The sequence below is a fragment of the Acinetobacter sp. TW_SC_4 genome (assembly GCF_054861205.1).
In genome coordinates this window covers 107,521-127,215 of the sequence record NZ_CM142174.1, presented here as the reverse complement: position 1 = coordinate 127,215, position 19,695 = coordinate 107,521, and the positions used below count along the sequence as shown (strand labels likewise).

The following is a 19,695-nucleotide window of genomic DNA, read 5'->3' as shown; positions in this document are numbered from 1 at the left end:
CATTTTTTATGCTTTCCGATCGTTTAAAAATCCAGCATAAAGCCTGTGCTTTCATTTAAAGTCGACTTTTCATGCTACGCAAGACTGTGTATAACAATGAACCCCTGAGGGAAAGCAATAAGCATAGGCAAAATTGCTTAAAAAGCGTTAGACTATGCAGTAATAACGTCATGATTCGGTCTGGTATAGATCAAAAAAGAAGGTGAAGGTTGATGCCGCTCAATACAGTTGAAGAGCTTGTAGCAGATATCCGTGCAGGAAAAATGGTTATCCTGATGGATGACGAAGACCGTGAGAATGAAGGCGATCTGGTGATTGCTGCGACCCACGTGCGTCCTGAAGACATCAACTTTATGATCACCCATGCGCGTGGTCTGGTTTGCCTGACTTTAAGCAAAGAACGTTGCCAGCAGTTAAATCTACCCTTGATGGTAGATGCCAATGGCGCTCAGCACGGAACCAACTTCACCCTTTCAATTGAAGCAGCCAACGGAATTACTACCGGTATTTCTGCAGCTGAACGTGCGCACACCATTCAAACTGCGGTGGCTGCACATGCCAAACCAAGTGACATTGTGCAACCCGGTCATATTTTCCCATTGATGGCGCAACCAGGTGGCGTATTGCACCGTGCCGGTCATACTGAAGCCGGTTGTGACCTGTCTCGTCTTGCGGGTCTGGAACCTGCATCTGTGATCTGTGAAATCATCAAAGAAGACGGCACCATGGCGCGTCGTCCAGATCTTGAAATTTTCGCAGAAAAACATGGCCTGAAAATTGGCACTATTGCTGATCTGATTCACTACCGTATGACCAATGAGCAAACGGTTGAGCGTATTGATCAGCAAACTATAGATACTGAATACGGTGTGTTTGATCTCTATCGTTACCGTGAAATCGGTAACCCGGACATTCATTTAGCACTGGTGAAAGGTCAGCCTAAAGACGGCGTGACGACTGTACGTGTGCATGGCTTTAACCCAACCCGTGATTTATTAAAGCTGAACAAGCAAGATGGTGAACCGGCCTGGAATCTGGACCGTGCCTTAAAAGAAATTTCAAACAGTGATCGTGGTGTTCTGGTCTGGATTGGCCAGCGCCATTTACAGGACTTAGGCCCTGCCCTGGATACACTAACAGCACCAAAAAATGTAAAATCCAATGCTGCACTTTCCCAGCAGTATCAGACCATTGGTGTCGGCGCACAAATTTTACGTGACCTCGGCGTGGAAAAAATGAAGCTGCTCAGCTCTCCATTACGTTTCAATGCCCTGTCCGGCTTTAACTTAGAAGTGGTGGAATACATCACCGCACAACAAACATCAGAGAAATAATCGAGGTTCCTATGGCAGTTCGCCGTATTGAAGGTATGTTGCATCTCGCGAACGAAGACCGTTATGCGATTTTAGTTGGTCGTTTTAATAGCTTTGTTGTTGAACATCTGTTAGAAGGTGCCATTGATACATTGAAACGCCATGGCGTATCAGAGGATAATATCACTGTTGTTCATGCACCTGGTGCTTGGGAACTTCCTGTAGTTGCGAAAAAACTGGCAGCTTCAGATCGTTTCGATGCCATCATCGCGCTGGGCGCTGTGATTCGTGGCAGCACGCCTCACTTCGATTTTGTAGCTGGTGAATGTGCCAAAGGTCTGGGCGTAGTTGGCTTGGACACTGGCTTACCAGTGATCAATGGTGTATTGACTACGGATAGTATCGAACAGGCGATTGAACGCTCGGGTACAAAAGCAGGTAATAAAGGTAGTGAAGCTGCCTTGACTGCTATTGAAATGGTTAACTTGTTAAAGGCTATTTAACGCTATGTCGCAAACACTTCAAGCAACTTATGCAGCAAAACGTAAAGCACGTCGCTTTGCTGTACAAGGAATTTATGAATGGCAGATGAGCCACAATCCGGTGCATGAGATTGAAGCACGTACTCGTGTGGACAATGCCATGCACAAAGTGGATCTCAGCTATTATCATGAATTGTTGACTCAAGTGGTTGCCAATCATGAAGCATTGGATGCTTTGCTTATCCCTGTGCTGGATCGTGAACTTTCTGCACTTGATGGTGTAGAACTCGCTACACTTCGCCTAGGCGCCTATGAACTCAAAGAACATCTTGAGATTCCATACCGCGTGGTTCTGGATGAAGCAATTGAGTTAGCTAAACACTTTGGCGGTGCAGACAGCCATAAATACATCAATGGTGTATTGGACCGTTTAGCGACAACTTTACGTGCAGCAGAAAAACAGCAAGCCAACTAATCTAGTCGAATTGTTGTATGGCTGAGTTTTCGATTATCAATACCTATTTTAATCGTCAGAATAAAAATTCTGTCGATTTAGGCGTTGGCGATGACTCAGCCTTGCTCACCCCTCCTCTACAGCAACAACTGGTCATCTGTGCCGACACCCTCGTTGCTGGACGTCATTTTCCTTTAGACACCGATCCTCATGCGATTGGCTGGAAATCTGTCGCTGTTAATCTTTCTGATATTGCAGCCATGGGCGCGACCCCGCATAGTATTTTACTCGCCTTGAGCCTACCCCAAATTGATCATGACTGGTTAAAAGCCTTTAGTCAGGGTCTCTATGATTGTTGCGATCAATTTGGTGTGAGCTTAATTGGTGGTGATACCACACAAAGTCCTCATTTGACCTTATCTGTGACTGCCCTGGGCTGGGTAGAGATTGGTAAAGCTGTACCCCGTTCAGGTGCCAAGCCTGGTGATCTGATTTGTGTATCCGGTACAGTGGGTGATGCTGCTTTTGCTTTAAATCATCTTGGTCATCCATTACAGAAACGTTTGGATTATCCAACTCCACGCTGTCAGTTGGGTACTGCCTTAAAAGGCCTAGCCAACAGTATGATTGATGTCTCGGATGGCCTCGCACAGGATCTGGGACATATTCTCAAAGCTTCTCAGGTAGGAGCGACTTTAGGACTTGAAAAGTTACCGATCAGTCCTGCCCTGCAGGCATTAAATGATGAACAGCGTTGGCAATACGCACTCGCGGGTGGTGATGACTACGAGTTATGCTTTACAATAAGCCCGCAAAATTATGAAAAATTATTGCAAAAACAGCTGGATGTTTCGATTAATATAATTGGCTCCATTCAGCAGCAACACGGTTTAACTTTTGAAAAAGATGGCGTAGATCATTCACTTCAATTTAACGGATATCAACATTTTGCATAAACCTGCGATCAATTTTAAAAGCATGTCATGGATCAACCGGCTCATTGTCTTTAGTGGGGTAGGATTTGGTTCTGGTCTGGCGCCTAAAGCGCCCGGAACGTTTGGTTCAGCTTTTGCACTTTTATTTGTACCCATCTGGCTCTACTTAGGTTTTGTAAATAGTCTTTTTGCCATTGTCATCATGTCCCTGATTGGCATATATATCTGTGGCCAAACTGCCAAAGTCATGGATGTGCATGATGATGGACGTATTGTCTGGGATGAGTTTGCAGGACAATCCATCACCTTTTTGCCACTGATCTATTTAGGTCAGATGAACTGGTTATGGCTACTCATTGGCTTTGCCCTGTTCCGATTATTTGATGTCTGGAAACCTTGGCCGATTCGAGTCATTGACCGTCAGGTTGGGGGTGGTTTTGGCATCATGCTGGATGACATTATCGCTGGCCTCTGGGCAGCACTTTGTATTTGGATTTATTTTTACTTCACGATGGCTTAAGCCATATCTAGGATTAGAACATGTCTACGACTGTGATTATTCTTGCTGCAGGTAAAGGAACCCGTATGCGTTCCAACTTACCGAAAGTATTACAACCGCTTGCAGGACGACCTTTACTCGGCCATGTGGTCGACACAACAAAAAAACTCAATGCAGACAATATTATTACCATTTATGGTCATGGCGGTGAGCAGGTTCAGTCCGCATTTGCAGACCAAGATATCCAGTGGGTAGAACAAGCTGAACAGTTTGGTACCGGTCATGCCGTACAAATGACACTACCTGTTTTGCCGAAAGATGGTATTTCACTAATCCTGTCTGGTGATGTCCCTTGTATTAGCCAGCAGACGCTTCAGAATCTGCTCGATGCTACTCAAGAGCAAGGTATTGGCCTAGTGACATTAACGCTTGCAGATGCCAGTGGTTATGGTCGTATTGTGCGTAAAGATGGTCAGATTCAAGCCATTGTTGAACATAAAGATGCTTCTGAAGAACAGCGTCAAATTAAAGAAATTAATACCGGTATTTATGCAGTCAGCAATGCCAAATTACATGAATGGCTACCACATTTAAGCAATGACAATGCCCAAGGTGAATATTACCTGACGGATATCGTGGCAATGGCACTGGCAGATGGTATGAGTGTTGCATCTGTAGAACCTGAGCTGGCTTTTGAGGTGGAAGGCGTCAATGACCGTGTGCAACTGGCTGCATTGGAGCGTCAGTTCCAGGCTTATCAAGCTAAACAGTTGATGCAGCAAGGTGTACATCTAATTGACCCAAGCCGTTTTGACTTGCGTGGCAATTTAACTGTTGGTCAGGATGTCCGCATTGATATCAACGTGATTATCGAAGGTAATTGCGAGCTGGGCGACAATGTCGAAATTGGCGCCGGCTGTGTTATCAAGAATACCAAGATTGCAGCCGGGACTAAAGTGCAGCCATATAGCATTTTCGATAGCGCCATCGTTGGTGAAGATACCCAAATTGGACCTTTTGCACGACTGCGTCCGGGTGCACAACTCGCCAATGAAGTGCATATCGGTAACTTTGTTGAAGTTAAAAATACCAAGATTGGTCTAGGCTCTAAAGCCAACCACTTTACCTACTTGGGTGATGCAGAAGTTGGCAGTGGTTCAAACATCGGTGCAGGGACGATTACCTGCAACTATGACGGTGCCAACAAATTTAAGACTATCATTGGGGATCATGCTTTTATTGGTTCTAACAGCTCTCTGGTTGCACCGGTCCAGATCGGTAATGGCGCGACAGTGGGAGCGGGTTCAACGATTACCCGTGATGTGGCAGAGAACAGTTTAGCGGTAGAACGTTCTAAGCAATTTGCCAAAGAAAACTATCAGCGTCCGCAAAAAATCAAGAAATAAGAGGAAGTTAGTATGTGTGGTATCGTCGGTGGCATCGCGGAACGTAATATCAGCAATATCTTAATTGAAGGCCTAAAACGTCTTGAATACCGTGGTTATGACTCTGCGGGTCTGGCTTTAATCAATAATAGCCAGGTGCTCCGTGAACGTCGTGTGGGTAAAGTCGCGAACCTTGAACAAGCTGTGAATGAATCACAGATTAATGGTTCATTAGGCATCGCTCATACACGCTGGGCAACTCATGGTAAACCGACTGAAAACAATGCTCATCCCCATATTTCGGGTAATGTTGCTGTGGTTCATAACGGTATCATTGAAAACTACCAGGAGCTGAAAGACGATCTTGAAGCTTTAGGCTATGTGTTCACTTCACAAACTGATACTGAAGTGGTTGCCCATCTGGTCAATGATGCACTGAAATCTACCCCTAGCCTGCTTGAAGCTGTTCGTCAGGTCGTACCACAGCTGAAAGGCGCTTATGCGCTCGGGATCGTACATACAGATCATCCAGATGAATTGATTACTGTTCGTGAAGGTTCACCATTGGTGATTGGTGTAGGCATTGGCGAGAACTTTATCAGTTCTGACCAGTTGGCTTTATTACCGATCACGAATCGCTTTATCTATCTGGAAGAAGGTGATATTGCCCGTCTGACCCGTACTACCATTGAAGTATTTGTGGATGGCCAGTTGGTGGATCGCCCAGTAAAAGAACTGGATGCCACCGTGAGCAATGCTTCTAAGGGTGAATATAAGCACTACATGCTCAAAGAAATCTATGAGCAACCTGAAGCCCTAAAACAGACCATTTCACAAGCCTTGAATGGCAATACACTGCGTGAAGACTTTCTGGTGAATGCGGAACAAGATTTTTCAACAATCCAGCAGATTCAGATCATTGCCTGTGGTACCAGTTACCATGCTGGCATGATTGCTAAATACTGGTTTGAACAGCTGATTGATCTGCCTTGTCAGGTCGAGATTGCCAGTGAATTCCGTTACCGTACGCCAGTGATTGTCAATAACACACTCTATGTGTGTATTTCTCAGTCAGGTGAAACAGCCGATACCTTAGCTGCTCTGCGTGATACCCAAAAACGTGCTGCATCAAAAGGTGTAAACATTACGACGATGACGATTTGTAATGTTGCAACTTCTTCAATGGTACGTGAAACAGATTACAGTCTGCTGACTTTAGCGGGTCCTGAAATTGGTGTGGCTTCAACCAAAGCTTTTACCACTCAGCTGGCTGCACTAATGCTACTGGTGCTAAAAATTGGTACAGTGAAAAATGCCATTTCAGCTGAACAGATGACTGAGATCACGACTGGACTATGGCATATGCCTAAGGTACTTCTGGATACCTTAAGTCATGATGATGAAATTCTGCGCCTCTCTGAACTATTTGTAGAGAAACAGCACTGTCTGTTCCTCGGTCGTGGTACACACTTCCCGATTGCACTGGAAGGTGCACTGAAGTTGAAAGAAATTTCTTATATTCATGCGGAAGGTTATGCGGCGGGTGAGCTGAAGCACGGTCCATTGGCACTGGTGGATAATGATATGCCAGTAGTGATTCTGGCGCCACAGGATGACATGCTTGATAAACTGAAATCCAATATGGAAGAAGTTCAGGCACGTGGTGGTGAATTATTTGTCTTCGCTGATGAAAATAGCGGTATTAAAGCCAAAGAACGCCAGCATGTCGTACATATTCCTGAAGTAAACGCTGTTTTAGCGCCAATTGTTTATTGTATTCCAGTACAGCTACTGTCTTACCATGTGGCAGTCCTGCGTGGTACTGATGTTGACCAGCCACGTAATCTGGCAAAATCAGTAACGGTTGAATAATCCATAAAATTAGCCTGTTATATGATGTTTTTGAGTAATAAAGTTAAATACTAGGTAATAAATAATCATACTTAGTAATAAAGTTTCATACGAATTTTCAAAATAAAGAAAATATATTCAGTATTTTCAGTATTTTCAGTATTTTGGTATGAAACTTTTTTTATTTTGATAGAATTAAATTTAGACTAGCCCTGCCTATAGTATGATACTTTAATAAATACAATATAATTTTGGAACCAATAAAAACAAATACTTATGCACAACAAAGGATGAAACTTTATTACTCTCATATAATAATAAAATAAGATAATAAAAAATTTGAATTTAATGTTTGTATTTTTATAATTAAGTTTGTATCAAATGGGAACACATCATACGCTACTTGCTCAAAGAACAGTCAACCAAAGCAAAAAGGCATACCATCAATTAAGCCAGATCATGATTTAGGCAAGGTAGATTGATGACAGCGAAGTTTTGAGCCGGTTTGTCATAGCGTGTGAATACCTTGCGTATTCTTATGCAAACCTACTACCTATTCTTATTCACCCCCCTCATTTTGGTTCATATTAAACCACTGATTTTCTATTCAAATATTTCAAAACAAAATATGCAAATTTGAATCTTAAACCACCACCTTAATCTGCTATAATTTGTACATCATACTGATGTACAAATTGGTGGAAAAATATGACTAACTTAGCAACAGAACGAATAAATGTTCGTTCAACTGTAGATGCAAAGAATGTAATTGAGCAAGCTGCGAATTTATTGGGTCTTAGTGTGAGTTCCTTTATGATCCAGTCCTCATTTGAACGAGCAAAAGAATTACTTAAATCTAATCACGAGTTAAAAGTAAATAATGCTGATCGTGATATGTTAATGAATTTGCTTGAAAATCCACGCCCTGCAAATGATGAGATGAAAAAATTAATGAGTTTATTGGATGAAAATTGAGGTTTTACAAGCCCATCATCAGAAAAAATCATTTAATTGTGGGCAAGATGATTTAAACAAGTTCATCAAACAATACGCATCTCAGCATCAGAAATCAGGAACAAGTAAAACCTATGTTGCTATTGATGATGATACACAGCAGGTGCGAGGATTTTATTGCCTATCAAGTACCTCTATTGGATTTGATGGGGTTGATGCGGTTCTCACTCAACGATTACCTCGTTATCCACTCCCTTGTGTAGTTATAGGTCGCTTTGCCGTTGATCAAACTGCCCAAGGGCGAGGAATAGGAAAAGTGCTTTTAGCACATGCGCTTAAACAAGTTTCAAAAGTTGCTCAAATTATTGGTGTAAATTTTATTGTAATACATGCCAAGGATCAAAAAGCGATGGAATTTTATCAGCGTTTTGGCTTTATTTCATTAACATCAAATCCATTAACATTAATATATCCAGTGAGTGAAATACCTAATTTTAATTAAATGGCCTACTAGCAACAGGAGTGACTAGTAGTAGATTACGAACAAGAATAGGTGACGGACTTATTCAGCAATTTGCAATTTATGAAGACTAATGAGGAAAAGTCAGTTTTTCTCAAGCTGATTGATAAAAAACTCTAGGAAAATTAATATTTTGGCTACCAAACAATTCAATAGTAGCTCATTTTATTCTAGAGTTTTCACTGGAATTTAAAATCATACTTTCAAAAGTAAAGAATGAAACTTTATTTTTTTAAATTTTTCACAATAAGATGAAACATTTTAAAATTAACCAGAATAAATATAATTAAATTATAAATATCAATAATTTGAAATAAAAAATATAAAACAAAATATAAATTTCTGAAAAAAGTAATAAAGATACATACCATATTGAATAATAAACAACCTAATGATATGCTCAAAAATATACTAAAGCAGGTTAAAAAAATATGTTAACCAAAGAGCAACAACTAAAATGGATAAAAGAAGGACGTGGTCAAGGCTTTCTAAGTAAATACAAACCCTTCTTGACAGTTAAGGATAATAAATCCCTAAACAACCGCTCAAGTCGAGTATATGGCTATAAAACCGGTCGAACTCATCACTTGTTTTCAGATTTAGAACTCGCTGTTTTTTTGATTTTAGATAGAAATATTTTTATCAAAGATATTCGAGAACAAATGCCACTGAATTTAAAAGAAACTGAGGATTTGGCGCGTACTTTTTCCCTTTATCATCCAATGAAAAATGGTATTGCACAAACACTAGTTTCTACATTTTTTATTGTCAGTGAAGCTACTAATGCTCCCCCTGTTTATGTCATCAGAGCTATTTCTCATACTGAATTAGAAAATTTAAATATTCTTGAAAGTCTCGAGTTAGAAAGACGCTATTGGCAAAAAGAAAATATCCCTTGGTATCTTGTTACAGAAAAAGATATCCCTCTGACGGTCGTTGATAATATTAAATGGTTATATCCTGCAAATTACTCAGAAAGTAAAAATCACACTCCAGATAAAATCAACTTCTATTATCAGCAATTTATAAGAAATTCTCATCTGAGTCTAATTGAACTATCAAAATATATTGATGTTCAATATTCATTAGAACCAGGAGAATCACTATTAGAAATCCGCGAGCTCATTGCTCAGAGGTACTTCGTATTTGATATCAACATTAGTTATAGAAAAATCACATGTGGCAATATAAAACTCAGTGAACAAGATTCATGGGAGGTCATCTGCAATGCTTCGAATCAATGATGTTTATGAGCTTGATGAGAAAAAGTATCGCATCCTCAAAGTATATACAGATCATATAATTTGGATAGAACTTGAAAATCAAAAAGCTTTACCTGAATTGTATACAAGATCTACACTCATCGAGGCAATTGAATCGGGCAACATAAAAATTACTACAGATCCTTTTGAAGACATGTCTTTGATGGTATTAGAAGAAAACTCTGTCTATCAAATCAAACGTGACAAGAATTTAGCTATTATAAAACCTATAATTGAACATGAAAAATTTTATGATTCAAACATACGTGCATCTTTGATTAATGAAATTGTAAATCAAAAGATTACCACTAAACAGACTATATATCGCTTACTTCGCCAGTATTGGCAAAGAGGAATGACCCCCAATGCCTTAATCCCTCAGTATTACAATTCTGGAGGAAAAGGTGTTAAAAAGGCTGTAAATAATAAAAAATTAGGTCGCCCTCGTATTATTTCTGAAGGGACAGGTGCTCTTATTGATGAAGATATTGAAAGACTATTTAGGAGAGTCATCAATCAGTACATGCTCAATGAAAACAAGCATACTCTACCCTACACATATCGTAAGTTTCTTAGTATATATCAAAGCCTATATCCCGACATTATTGAAACTGAAGCCCCATCAATCTGGCAATTAAAATACTTTTATGATCGTGAATATAGTCCTATTCTAAAAATAAAATCACGAACTAGTAAAATTGAATATTTAAAAGACAAAAGAGTTTTATATTCAACAGTTAATACACATGTTCTCGGACCAGGATCTCGTTACCAAGTAGATGCTACGATAGCTGACATCTATCTTGTTTCTGACTCAGATAGAGGCTGCATTATTGGACGTCCAACCATTTACTTTATGATGGATGAATTTAGCCGTATGGTTACTGGCATGTACGTGGGATTAGAAAATCCATCTTATGTTACGAGTATGCTAGTTCTTCGTATGGCGATGTCTGATAAGGTCGATTATTGTAAAAAATTTGATCATGAGATTACTTTTAATGATTGGCCATGTATTGGATTACCTGAGGCAATCTTGGCAGATAGAGCCGAATTACTTGGACATCAAATTGAGAATCTCGAAAAAAACTTTGCCATCCGAATAGAAAACACACCTGCCTATCGTGGTGATTTAAAGTCAATTGTAGAGCGCTATTTCCGCACTATCCAGGCTGAATTTAAACCTTATGCACCTGGTGTAGTCCAAGCAATCAAAGAAAAGAAACGTGGTGGTAAAGACTACCGACTAGATGCAACACTCACTGTTAAGGAATTTACCCAGATCATTTTAAATTCTGTTCTCATTTACAACAACACACATGAACTTTCTTCTTATGATCGCGACATTGATATGCCAACAGATTTACCCTGCATTCCTATTCATTTATGGAATTGGGGCATACAGAATCGAACAGGTAAGTTACGCTCAGCATCAGAAAAAGCGATTTATATTGCACTACTTCCCCGCACAGATGGCACCCTCTCTGAGCTAGGATTAAAGGTTTTCGGAGTCTTCTATAATTGTAAAGAACTCATTGAACGCGGCTTGCTACACAGGAAAAGTGCTTCAAGACAAAGGCCTAAACTTAAAGTTGCTTACGATCCAGCTAACGCTGAAAAAGTTTATATATTTCATTCTGAAGATCATTCAGATTATTGGGAAGCACAACTTTCAAATCGTTCTAGAGAATTTAGAGGTTGTAGTTTTTGGGAGGTATGGCAAGTTCAACTTGAGCAAAAAATAACACGATCTCGCTACAAAATAAATGCAAATCTTGCACGTGCTGATTTAGAACAACGCAATGAAGATATCATTGAAAAAGCGATTTCTTCAAGATCTTCTACTCAAAAAAGTAATGCTCAACGTCTTTCATCGATACGGAATAACCGTAATCAGGCAAGAACTGAAGAAAGAGAGGATTTAAAGAAATCTACCCAAATCCAAAGCTCACAAAATGCGAAGGTTAGAGACAATATTATTCCAATCTCAGGAATTAAAAAAGCAGAAGACGAAGAATCCACCTTACTTCTTCCAACCTATTACGAATCATTATTTGATGAAGATGATGATTAAAACGAGGTAAATAAAAATGAAAGTTAATGCAGTTTATCATCCAAGTTTTGGGCAGTATCAAGGAAATCCTCTTATAGAAGCATTACCACCTGTACGTGAATTTTCAGAGGTGAAAAATGCACTAAAAAGTACAATTACCATTAACCCATCAGAAAAACATGAATCAGGTGTAGTTAGAGGTCACCTAATTGCTCAATTGATGAATAATTTTTTTCAACCGATTGCACGGCATATTCAATTGGAACAAAAACTCTCCATTATACTTCGTGAAGGTTACGTAGGGCGTAATCTTGCAAATGGCTCTCTTAATTCACATCTACAGAATGGTTATGAGCGAATGATGACTGGTGATGTAAATGCCATTCGCTTTGAAGCAGCTAAGTCCACTGCACGAAGTATGTGTTTTATTGGCTGTTCAGGAAGTGGCAAAACTACTACATTAAATCGAATTCTCGCTACTTATCCTCAGGTCATTTTTCATGAAAAATATAATTTTACGCAAATTGTTTATTTAAAAATTGATTGCCCACATGATGGCTCTTTAAAAAGTTTGTGCCTACATTTTTTCAGAGCAATCGATCAAGCACTAGGGTCTGATTATGAAAGAAAATATGCATTAAAAAGACATGGTATTGAAACATTACTCAACTTAATGCGCCAGATTGCCAATTTACATGCAATTGGATTGCTTATTATTGATGAAATTCAGCATCTAAGTGTGAACAAGTCTGGAGGTGCAGATAAAATGCTGAATTTCTTTGTCACTTTGGTTAATGTGGTTGGCTTGCCAGTCGTGATGGTTGGCACACCAAAAGCTCGATTTATTTTTGAAGATGATTTGAGATCTGCTAGACGAGGGGTGGGATTAGGCTCAATTCTGTGGGAACAGATTAAAAATGAAGAAAACTTTATTCACCCACAGACAAAAAAAATAATTAAATCAGAATGGGTCGGATTTACTGAAGCACTTTGGAAGTATCAGTGGCTCAAAAAAGCAGATCTTATGATAAGTGAAGAAATCAGGAACTGCTGGTATGATCTCAGCCAAGGCATTCCAGATATTGTGGTTAAATTATTTGTATTAGCCCAAATGAGAGCAATTGAATCAGGGCTGGAGCGTATCACGGTAAAATTACTGAAACAGACATATGAACAAGATTTAATCCCAATTCACCCAATGATTAAAGCGCTACGCTCAGGTGATGCCGAACAAATTTCACAATTTTCCGATCTGATTATTCCCGAAGTTGATAAAAAGCTACTCCTCTTACAAGCAAAACTAGAGCAAAAAAAAGAGTTCATGGAAGATATTGATATCTATGATGGACATCAAGAATCTATTCATTTACATCGCCTACTGATTGAGCTGGGATACGAATCAAATTTATTAGCACCTCTAGTTAAAAAAGTATTCCGAGAGAATCCTAAATTTGACATGAAATCAGTAATGCCGATTATCCTAAGCTGGCTGCATGAGCAAAATGAGGAGTTCTCTTCACCTTCTAGTGCAAATAAACCACAAGATACACAAAAGATAAGAAAACAGAGAATTCAATCCAAATTATGGCACTCTCTTGATAATGATGATTTACGTTTTCAGTTCAGTCAGAAAGAAAATAAACAAAGCTTTTATGAACATCTAAAAAACCAGACTGATTATGTCATCAATATGGAGACTTTAATAAAAGAGGCAGGATAAATATGCTAAATTTTCCGGTTCCTTATGCTAATGAGTTAATCTATAGTTCAGTTGCTAGAGCTGGAATACGATTAGCAATTAATAGCCCAAAACAACTTTTAGATGAGATTTTCCAAGATCGTGAAGTTGTAGCGACAATAGATTTGCCCGCAAATTTATCAAAAATTTTAAAGCTGTTACCTGAAACACAATTTGATGCAGAAAAACTAATTTATCAGCATACTCTTTTTCCTCTTTATGCCCCATTTGTTCCAGAAGAGCGAAGACAAGAATGCATGCAATGGATGCTGAATAAATCAAATGGTTCAGTACATTTAGCCCTAGGAATTAATGCATCTTACATAGCAACTCCCACCTATTTGCAATATTGCCCAGGATGTATAAATGAACAGCTTAAACAATATAAAGAATACTATTGGTCCAGACTTTGGCAAGTCCAAGGTGTTACTTGTTGTCAAAAACATGGTGAACTTATACAAACAAATATAGAGTTTAGGTCACCACACAAACATGAATTTATTGCAGCTGATGTTAAAAACTGCCCGATTGTCACTCAGTCAGCAGCCAAATTAGATGATCTGTTCATCTGTAAAAAAGTAGATGAGCTTTTACAGCTTTGTCCAAAACAATCTGCAAGTTTTGAGCAATGGAGTCTTTTTTATAAGAAACTTGCCCATCAAAATAATTGTGTCCGAGGAAACTCTCATATTTTATATGAATCCATTTATGAAAAAATTTCGACCCGCTGGTCTAAACAGTTTTTAAAACAATATCATTTGGACAATTTCAGTTCTGAAAATAGTTGGCTACGTAGTATTTTCCGAAAACATCGTAAATGTTTTAGCTATCTTCAACATTTAATTGTAATTGAAGCTATGAATGCCGGTAGAGAGTGGTCATTTAATGAGATCTTAGTAACTGTTAATTCTTTACAACCAGTCATTAAACCACAATCTATAAAATTACAATCCTCGGATATAACAGAATCTCAAAATACAATTATATTAGAAAAACGAAAAAAATGGCTTGAGGCAATCAATCAAGACAGCATCAATGCATCAAGAAAACAAAATAGTGCTCTATATGCATGGCTCTATCGCAATGATCAAGAATGGCTACTTGAAACAAACAGTCATTATCAGCAACCTCACATACCTACAGGAAATAAAATTGATTGGGATACACGTGATCTTGAAACCGTTAAACTATTAATCAAGATTAAACAACAACTTATAGAAAACTTGGATTTACCTAGAAAATCGAGAAACTGGTGGATCAAGCAACTTAGGAATCCAGCTACTATTGAAAAAAATTTAGATAATTTGCCATTAACTAAACAGTTTTTAGATCAATATAATGAGGATATTAGCTGCTTTCAGATTAGGCGACTAACCCGAGTATTACTGCAATCATATTCAGCAAATGAACAACTGTCACGCTGGATCATCTTACGAAAATCGGGTTTAAGTGAAGAAAGAATAAAAACTGAAGCAAATAATTTTTTAACGAACGTTATTAAACTTATTCATTGGGAGAATTAATTTTGGTTATTAGGGGTTTTCCGTTAAACGCTAGAATTTCATATATTGGGGCAATTTTTAAGAATAAACAAGAGAGAGATTGGAATATTAATCTCGGATTAGAATATGAAAAACAAAGGTTTTTTAAACATACTCGATTTTCAAGCATGCACTTGGTCGCACAACGGAGATGCTTAAATTCCTCAGTTGAATTGAAAGATGAAAATCATTTAACACTAAAATTTAAAATTAGCGATCTCACAAAATGGCAGGTCAGCAATAATATTGCGACAAAACAATTTCAACTCACACAGAAATTAACTGACCTTGATCAAAAATTTAAAAATACAATTGTACATTTGCCACAATTGGAACTTGCTAGAGCATTATTTTTTCATAATGCTTATTTTGCGAGAAATGCACTTTCACAAAATTTTTTAAGTCTGGAATTTGACGTTCAAAGAGTTTCAGAAAACCATGTGCTGATTACAGAACTATCCTCGAGTAATTTTCCCCCATCTCAATATAATCATCCTGGCATGCGCAACTTACTCGCTTGGATTTTAATCAACCCTGAAATCAGAAGAAGCTATGAAAGTATTGCTACTCATTTTTTTAGTGAAAAAATACAAGGTACAAATAAAGAATGGTGGTATTTCAATTTTGATCCCCCTTCTTTAGCAAATGTAGAAATAACTGTTAAAGCCTATTATTCTAAAAAATTGAATCAAATTTATATCAATGAAATTGTAGAGATTAAAGGATTAGAATCGAACTTACCCAAGAAGATTGATTTTTCTAGTTCGCGATTTACTCAAAATAAAAATACATCGTCTACAGGGAAATCAGGTACTTACTCAACCCGACAAGAGTCCGAATCTCCAGAAATTGATGATAGTCAAGAGGCTAATAGTGATCGTAAAATCCTTACTTTGCCTAGCTATCCTGTATTACTCAGCTTTTCCGATCCAGTTCTCACCCGTAAAATTTATAATAAAAAAAGAGCCAAGAACACATCCTTGCCTTCGCTGGAAGAGGAAATCCAAGACTATGATGCTGTAGGGACTGATGAAGCGACTAGGGTTGGAACAATTGGTCGTGGTGAATTTGAGGGTTTAGAAGATGAGAGTAATAATTTAGATTTGCTTATGGATCGTTTTGAAGCCTTCAGATTCATGATAGAAAAGTTTATTGAGCAAAATAATATTAAGGCGACAACCTCAAAACTCTATAAACTTCCTAGATTGCAGCGATCTAAACTCCACATAACTTTGGATGGAAACAAGCGCTCTCTAATGATTTACAGGTTGGATAAACTATTCGATCACAATTTCATAATCTTTGAAATAGATGTCACAGATAATGTGAAAAAACTTTCAACCCTAGTCCTCTGCTTAAATGATATAAAAGAGTTTGATGAGACATCAATTGAAGCAATGATGAAAAAAATTATGCAGTGTTCACTAAGATGGCCGACTTTAAAATATTTTGCAGACTATGGTTTGGCAAAAACCTTACATCATCCTAAAAATCTAAATGAACTTAATGAATCAAGTCAGGAGTTCGAACGATGGGTTGAACGATTCGATAAAATAATTAAGGAATTACTTAAAAAAATTAGAAAAGAATGAGACAGTGTAGATAAGGATACTGAACCGTACCTACCGATTTGTCGAAGGTCAAATATTCCAGCATAATTTTGTCGGTGATATCACCTTCCTCTACAATGGCGTTACCGCTTCACGTTTAGACAAACGTTATGGTTTAGCCTCAGTGGGAATGTTTCTAAATTATCTTTGAATAAAAGACTTTAGCTCGCTTGAATCTATATCCTAAAACCTCTGTAATTTTTTATGGGGTTTTTTGTTTTTTAATCTTGCCACATTATCTCTATACTATTTCAATACTTTATACCTTCGACTCTTTTTTGCGAATTTTGAGAAATCACATGACACAACTGACTTGCTTTAAAGCCTATGATATTCGCGGCAAACTCAGCACCGAGCTGAATGAAGAGATTGCCTATAAAATTGGTCGTGCCTATGGACAGATCTACCAACCGAAAACTGTAGTGATTGGCTGTGATATACGCCTCAGCAGTGACGGCTTAAAACAAGCCACCATTCGTGGTTTAAATGATGCTGGAGTCAATGTGCTTGATCTTGGCATGACAGGGACTGAAGAAGTCTATTTTGGTGCCTTCCACCTCGATGTGCAGGGTGGTATTGAAGTGACGGCCAGTCATAACCCTATGGACTATAATGGCATGAAATTGGTACGTGAAAATGCACGTCCAATCAGTGCAGCTACTGGTCTTAAAGAGATTCAGGCTTTAGCTGAATCAGGTCAGTTTATTGAAGTTGCACAAAAAGGGCATACTGAAAAATACAATATTTTGCCTGAGTTTATTGATCACCTGATGACTTATATTGATCCGGCAAAAATCAGCCCGATGAAACTGGTGATGAATGCCGGCAATGGTGCTGCAGGTCATGTCGTTGATGCAATCGAACAGAAGTTTCAACAGCTGCAGATTCCAGTGAAATTCGTGAAAATTCACAATGAAGCCGATGGCAATTTCCCCAACGGAATCCCTAACCCGATTTTAATTGAAAACCGTGACAGCACCCGTAATGCAGTATTAGAACATCAAGCAGACATGGGTATTGCCTGGGATGGTGACTTTGACCGCTGTTTCTTATTCGATGAAAAAGGCCAGTTTATTGAAGGCTATTATATTGTCGGTCTTTTAGCTCAAGCCTTCTTACTGAAACAGGCTGGCGAGAAAATCGTGCATGATCCACGTTTAGTCTGGAATACCTTTGATATTGTTGAACAATTCAAAGGTGAAGCAATTCAATCCAAATCAGGCCATTCTTTCATTAAAGAAAAAATGCGTGAACATAATGCGGTTTATGGCGGTGAAATGAGTGCCCATCACTATTTCCGTGACTTTGCCTATTGTGATAGCGGTATGATTCCATGGTTACTGGCAATAGCGGTACTATCTGAAACAGGAAAATCATTATCCTCTCTAGTCGAAGAAATGATTGCCAAATTCCCATGTTCAGGTGAGATCAACTTTAAAGTTGCAGATACTCAAACCACGATTCAAAAACTCTTTGATCATTATGCCGATCAAAAACCTGCTATCGACCAGACGGATGGAGTGAGTCTGGATTTTGGTGCATGGCGTTTTAATGTCCGTGCATCGAATACTGAACCTTTACTGCGTTTGAATATTGAAAGCCGTCGTAATCGTAACCCGCGACCGATGCAAGACTATGTTGATGAGTTAACTCAGCTAATTCAAAGTTAATTAAAATATTCATTAACAACTTAGATTAGCATTTGAAGTGCAACACCATGTTGTTGCCATAATACCTGACTCGAACTTTTAAAGCCGAGTCTTTTTCTTGGGCGGTGATTAAGGCGGTGAGTGATTTCTGCAATATAACCATAGCCGTAACTTCCAGCACTTTTTTGAACCTCATTCAGAATAATGCTTTAAAACAGCTTATGCTGCAAAAGTAGGTGATTCATGCAGATGGGCGATGATGAGAAAAAACCGAAGAAAGGTTATGTGTGGGCCTATGCCACCACACAGTACAATCCAGTTCATGCGGTAATCTATGACTTTCAGGATAGCCGTTCAGGTCAGCATGCTGAAGAGTTCCTGAAAGGCTGGCAGGGCCATCTGGTCTGTGATGATTACAGTGGTTATAAAGCACGCTTTAAATCAGGCCAGGTCATTGAGGTGGCTGCATGGCGCATGCACGTCGTAAATTCCATGAACTGCATGTGACCAGGAAAAGTCAGATTGCTGAACAGGCATTAGTGCTGATTCAGAAACTGTATGCCATAGAAGCTGAACTCAGGAAAAAGACCGAGGGTACAGCAGAACACCGCCGCGAATACCGATAACAACATAGTCAACTGGTGATGCAACAATTGTATGAATAGCTCAACCAACATTATTTGACGGTGCCATCGAGTTCTCCAACCGCCAAGGCAATCAATTACAGTCTGAAGCGTTGGCTAGCTTTAAGTCGATATCTCGATGATGGCAATAATGATGTATCCATACCGCCATATTTGGCACGCTATTTATAAAAGGTGGCATTACTCATACCATTGTTCACGACAAAGCGCAGTTACAGGTGTCTCTGACTATGCCTGTTTCAAGATGGACATGATGATCTGACTGTCAGTAAATTTAGATGTTTTCATGCAGAAGCTCCTACTTGTATAGAAAAAATTCTAATTTTAGATCCTATTATTTGTAGGGGGGATTACCAGGGCTGTCCTAAATATAAGTATTTAGTAGATAAGATCCACATATAAACTATCTTTATAAACTCCAGCTGGAGTCAAGGCAGAAGGTTGCTCAGCCAGCTGTACCAATACAACAAATTTATTTAGGTTAGTTGCCGGTTGAGATATCGGCATATTCCAACGAGATGAGGTCGCCCCAGAAATATACATTTGTGTTCTTATTTTATGATTGCGCTCATTAACCAAATAACTGCTGCCATTAGTGCTGGTTAAGTTTTTAGAATTAAATTGAATAGCATAACTGCTATCACACCTTACAATAAATGAAGTCGCAGCTTGACTCAGATAAGAAGAATTCAATTTAAGTTCTGATGCTGTCGACCGTTCAATCTGACAACGTTGGGCATGACTTAGATTGGTCAATAATAGAGAGAACATAAGTATAATAAATTTAAGTTTCATTATTTTTCAT

General features: G+C 38.6%; 16 protein-coding genes and 2 pseudogenes. 16 read left to right on the top strand and 2 right to left on the bottom strand.

Annotation, left to right across the window (positions count from 1 at the left end):
* The first annotated feature begins 212 nt into the window (after positions 1-212).
* From ribBA to ACWM1W_RS00480, 15 genes are all read left to right on the top strand, one after another.
* A complete protein-coding gene (gene ribBA, locus ACWM1W_RS00550) occupies positions 213-1,334 on the top strand; it encodes a bifunctional 3,4-dihydroxy-2-butanone-4-phosphate synthase/GTP cyclohydrolase II (RefSeq protein ID WP_104426889.1) in 1,122 nt (373 codons plus the stop codon).
* Between the two features lie 11 nt (positions 1,335-1,345).
* Entirely contained in the window at positions 1,346-1,816 is a 471-nt protein-coding gene (gene ribH / locus ACWM1W_RS00545; protein ID WP_004280926.1) for a 6,7-dimethyl-8-ribityllumazine synthase, read from the top strand.
* 4 nt (positions 1,817-1,820) lie between these two features.
* The gene (gene nusB, locus ACWM1W_RS00540; RefSeq protein WP_005233270.1) at positions 1,821-2,270 is read left to right on the top strand and encodes a transcription antitermination factor NusB; all 450 of its coding nucleotides are present in this window, start codon (positions 1,821-1,823) and stop codon (positions 2,268-2,270) included.
* A 17-nt stretch (positions 2,271-2,287) separates the two neighbouring features.
* Complete coding sequence (gene thiL, locus ACWM1W_RS00535; RefSeq protein WP_375725997.1) at positions 2,288-3,205, top strand: thiamine-phosphate kinase; 918 nt, start codon at positions 2,288-2,290, stop codon at positions 3,203-3,205.
* 22 nt (positions 3,206-3,227) lie between these two features.
* Positions 3,228-3,704 carry a phosphatidylglycerophosphatase A family protein gene (locus ACWM1W_RS00530; RefSeq protein ID WP_180052959.1) on the top strand — a complete coding sequence of 159 codons (477 nt, stop codon included), beginning with the start codon at positions 3,228-3,230 and terminating at the stop codon, positions 3,702-3,704.
* A 20-nt stretch (positions 3,705-3,724) separates the two neighbouring features.
* Positions 3,725-5,089, top strand: a complete 1,365-nt coding sequence (gene glmU / locus ACWM1W_RS00525; RefSeq protein WP_375725996.1) for a bifunctional UDP-N-acetylglucosamine diphosphorylase/glucosamine-1-phosphate N-acetyltransferase GlmU — start codon at positions 3,725-3,727, stop codon at positions 5,087-5,089.
* A gap of 12 nt (positions 5,090-5,101) precedes the next feature.
* Positions 5,102-6,940: a glutamine--fructose-6-phosphate transaminase (isomerizing) gene (gene glmS, locus ACWM1W_RS00520; protein WP_375725995.1), complete on the top strand. Its 1,839-nt coding sequence runs from the start codon at positions 5,102-5,104 to the stop codon at positions 6,938-6,940.
* Positions 6,941-7,627: 687 nt separating this feature from the next.
* Positions 7,628-7,894, top strand: a complete 267-nt coding sequence (locus ACWM1W_RS00515) for a type II toxin-antitoxin system TacA family antitoxin (RefSeq protein ID WP_010325590.1) — start codon at positions 7,628-7,630, stop codon at positions 7,892-7,894.
* The gene (locus tag ACWM1W_RS00510) at positions 7,884-8,375 is read left to right on the top strand and encodes a GNAT family N-acetyltransferase (protein WP_071850529.1); all 492 of its coding nucleotides are present in this window, start codon (positions 7,884-7,886) and stop codon (positions 8,373-8,375) included. The genes ACWM1W_RS00515 and ACWM1W_RS00510 overlap by 11 nt, the downstream gene beginning before the upstream one ends.
* Positions 8,376-8,824: 449 nt before the next feature.
* Positions 8,825-9,637 (top strand): heteromeric transposase endonuclease subunit TnsA, encoded by an 813-nt coding sequence (locus ACWM1W_RS00505; protein ID WP_010325588.1) that lies wholly within the window; start codon positions 8,825-8,827, stop codon positions 9,635-9,637.
* Entirely contained in the window at positions 9,621-11,729 is a 2,109-nt protein-coding gene (locus ACWM1W_RS00500) for a Mu transposase C-terminal domain-containing protein (RefSeq protein WP_166135083.1), read from the top strand. Before ACWM1W_RS00505 ends, ACWM1W_RS00500 begins: the two co-directional genes overlap by 17 nt.
* A 16-nt stretch (positions 11,730-11,745) precedes the next feature.
* Complete coding sequence (locus ACWM1W_RS00495; RefSeq protein WP_166135080.1) at positions 11,746-13,428, top strand: AAA family ATPase; 1,683 nt, start codon at positions 11,746-11,748, stop codon at positions 13,426-13,428.
* Positions 13,429-13,430: 2 nt separating this feature from the next.
* A complete protein-coding gene (locus ACWM1W_RS00490; RefSeq protein ID WP_340835840.1) occupies positions 13,431-14,969 on the top strand; it encodes a TnsD family Tn7-like transposition protein in 1,539 nt (512 codons plus the stop codon).
* On the top strand, positions 14,957-16,579 hold the full coding sequence (locus ACWM1W_RS00485) for a Tn7-like element transposition protein TnsE (protein ID WP_257224500.1): 1,623 nt from the start codon (positions 14,957-14,959) through the stop codon (positions 16,577-16,579). Before ACWM1W_RS00490 ends, ACWM1W_RS00485 begins: the two co-directional genes overlap by 13 nt.
* A 317-nt stretch (positions 16,580-16,896) precedes the next feature.
* On the top strand, positions 16,897-18,267 hold the full coding sequence (locus ACWM1W_RS00480) for a phosphohexomutase domain-containing protein (RefSeq protein ID WP_166135073.1): 1,371 nt from the start codon (positions 16,897-16,899) through the stop codon (positions 18,265-18,267).
* Positions 18,268-18,287: 20 nt separating this feature from the next.
* Here the strand turns inward: ACWM1W_RS00480 and ACWM1W_RS00475 are convergent.
* A pseudogene (locus ACWM1W_RS00475) lies at positions 18,288-18,404 on the bottom strand (IS30 family transposase); the annotation flags it as partial.
* 85 nt (positions 18,405-18,489) lie between these two features.
* On the opposite strand from ACWM1W_RS00475, the pseudogene ACWM1W_RS00470 reads away from it, so the two are divergent.
* Positions 18,490-19,019: pseudogene (locus tag ACWM1W_RS00470) on the top strand (IS66 family transposase); the annotation flags it as partial.
* Positions 19,020-19,268: 249 nt separating this feature from the next.
* On the opposite strand, the gene ACWM1W_RS00465 reads toward ACWM1W_RS00470, so the two are convergent.
* A complete protein-coding gene (locus ACWM1W_RS00465; RefSeq protein ID WP_159123838.1) occupies positions 19,269-19,685 on the bottom strand; it encodes a hypothetical protein in 417 nt (138 codons plus the stop codon).
* Positions 19,686-19,695: the final 10 nt, after the last annotated feature.

Bases quoted from the DNA above. Each gene is read 5' to 3' on its own strand.
- ACWM1W_RS00515 (WP_010325590.1), top strand. From the start codon at position 7,628: ATGACTAACTTAGCAACAGAACGAATAAATGTTCGTTCAACTGTAGAT.
- nusB (WP_005233270.1), top strand. From the start codon at position 1,821: ATGTCGCAAACACTTCAAGCAACTTATGCAGCAAAACGTAAAGCACGT.
- ribBA (WP_104426889.1), top strand. From the start codon at position 213: ATGCCGCTCAATACAGTTGAAGAGCTTGTAGCAGATATCCGTGCAGGA.
- ACWM1W_RS00505 (WP_010325588.1), top strand. From the start codon at position 8,825: ATGTTAACCAAAGAGCAACAACTAAAATGGATAAAAGAAGGACGTGGT.
- glmU (WP_375725996.1), top strand. From the start codon at position 3,725: ATGTCTACGACTGTGATTATTCTTGCTGCAGGTAAAGGAACCCGTATG.
- glmS (WP_375725995.1), top strand. From the start codon at position 5,102: ATGTGTGGTATCGTCGGTGGCATCGCGGAACGTAATATCAGCAATATC.
- ACWM1W_RS00495 (WP_166135080.1), top strand. From the start codon at position 11,746: ATGAAAGTTAATGCAGTTTATCATCCAAGTTTTGGGCAGTATCAAGGA.
- ACWM1W_RS00510 (WP_071850529.1), top strand. From the start codon at position 7,884: ATGAAAATTGAGGTTTTACAAGCCCATCATCAGAAAAAATCATTTAAT.
- ACWM1W_RS00490 (WP_340835840.1), top strand. From the start codon at position 13,431: ATGCTAAATTTTCCGGTTCCTTATGCTAATGAGTTAATCTATAGTTCA.
- thiL (WP_375725997.1), top strand. From the start codon at position 2,288: ATGGCTGAGTTTTCGATTATCAATACCTATTTTAATCGTCAGAATAAA.
- ACWM1W_RS00500 (WP_166135083.1), top strand. From the start codon at position 9,621: ATGCTTCGAATCAATGATGTTTATGAGCTTGATGAGAAAAAGTATCGC.
- ribH (WP_004280926.1), top strand. From the start codon at position 1,346: ATGGCAGTTCGCCGTATTGAAGGTATGTTGCATCTCGCGAACGAAGAC.
- ACWM1W_RS00530 (WP_180052959.1), top strand. From the start codon at position 3,228: ATGTCATGGATCAACCGGCTCATTGTCTTTAGTGGGGTAGGATTTGGT.
- ACWM1W_RS00465 (WP_159123838.1), bottom strand. From the start codon at position 19,685: ATGAAACTTAAATTTATTATACTTATGTTCTCTCTATTATTGACCAAT.
- ACWM1W_RS00480 (WP_166135073.1), top strand. From the start codon at position 16,897: ATGACACAACTGACTTGCTTTAAAGCCTATGATATTCGCGGCAAACTC.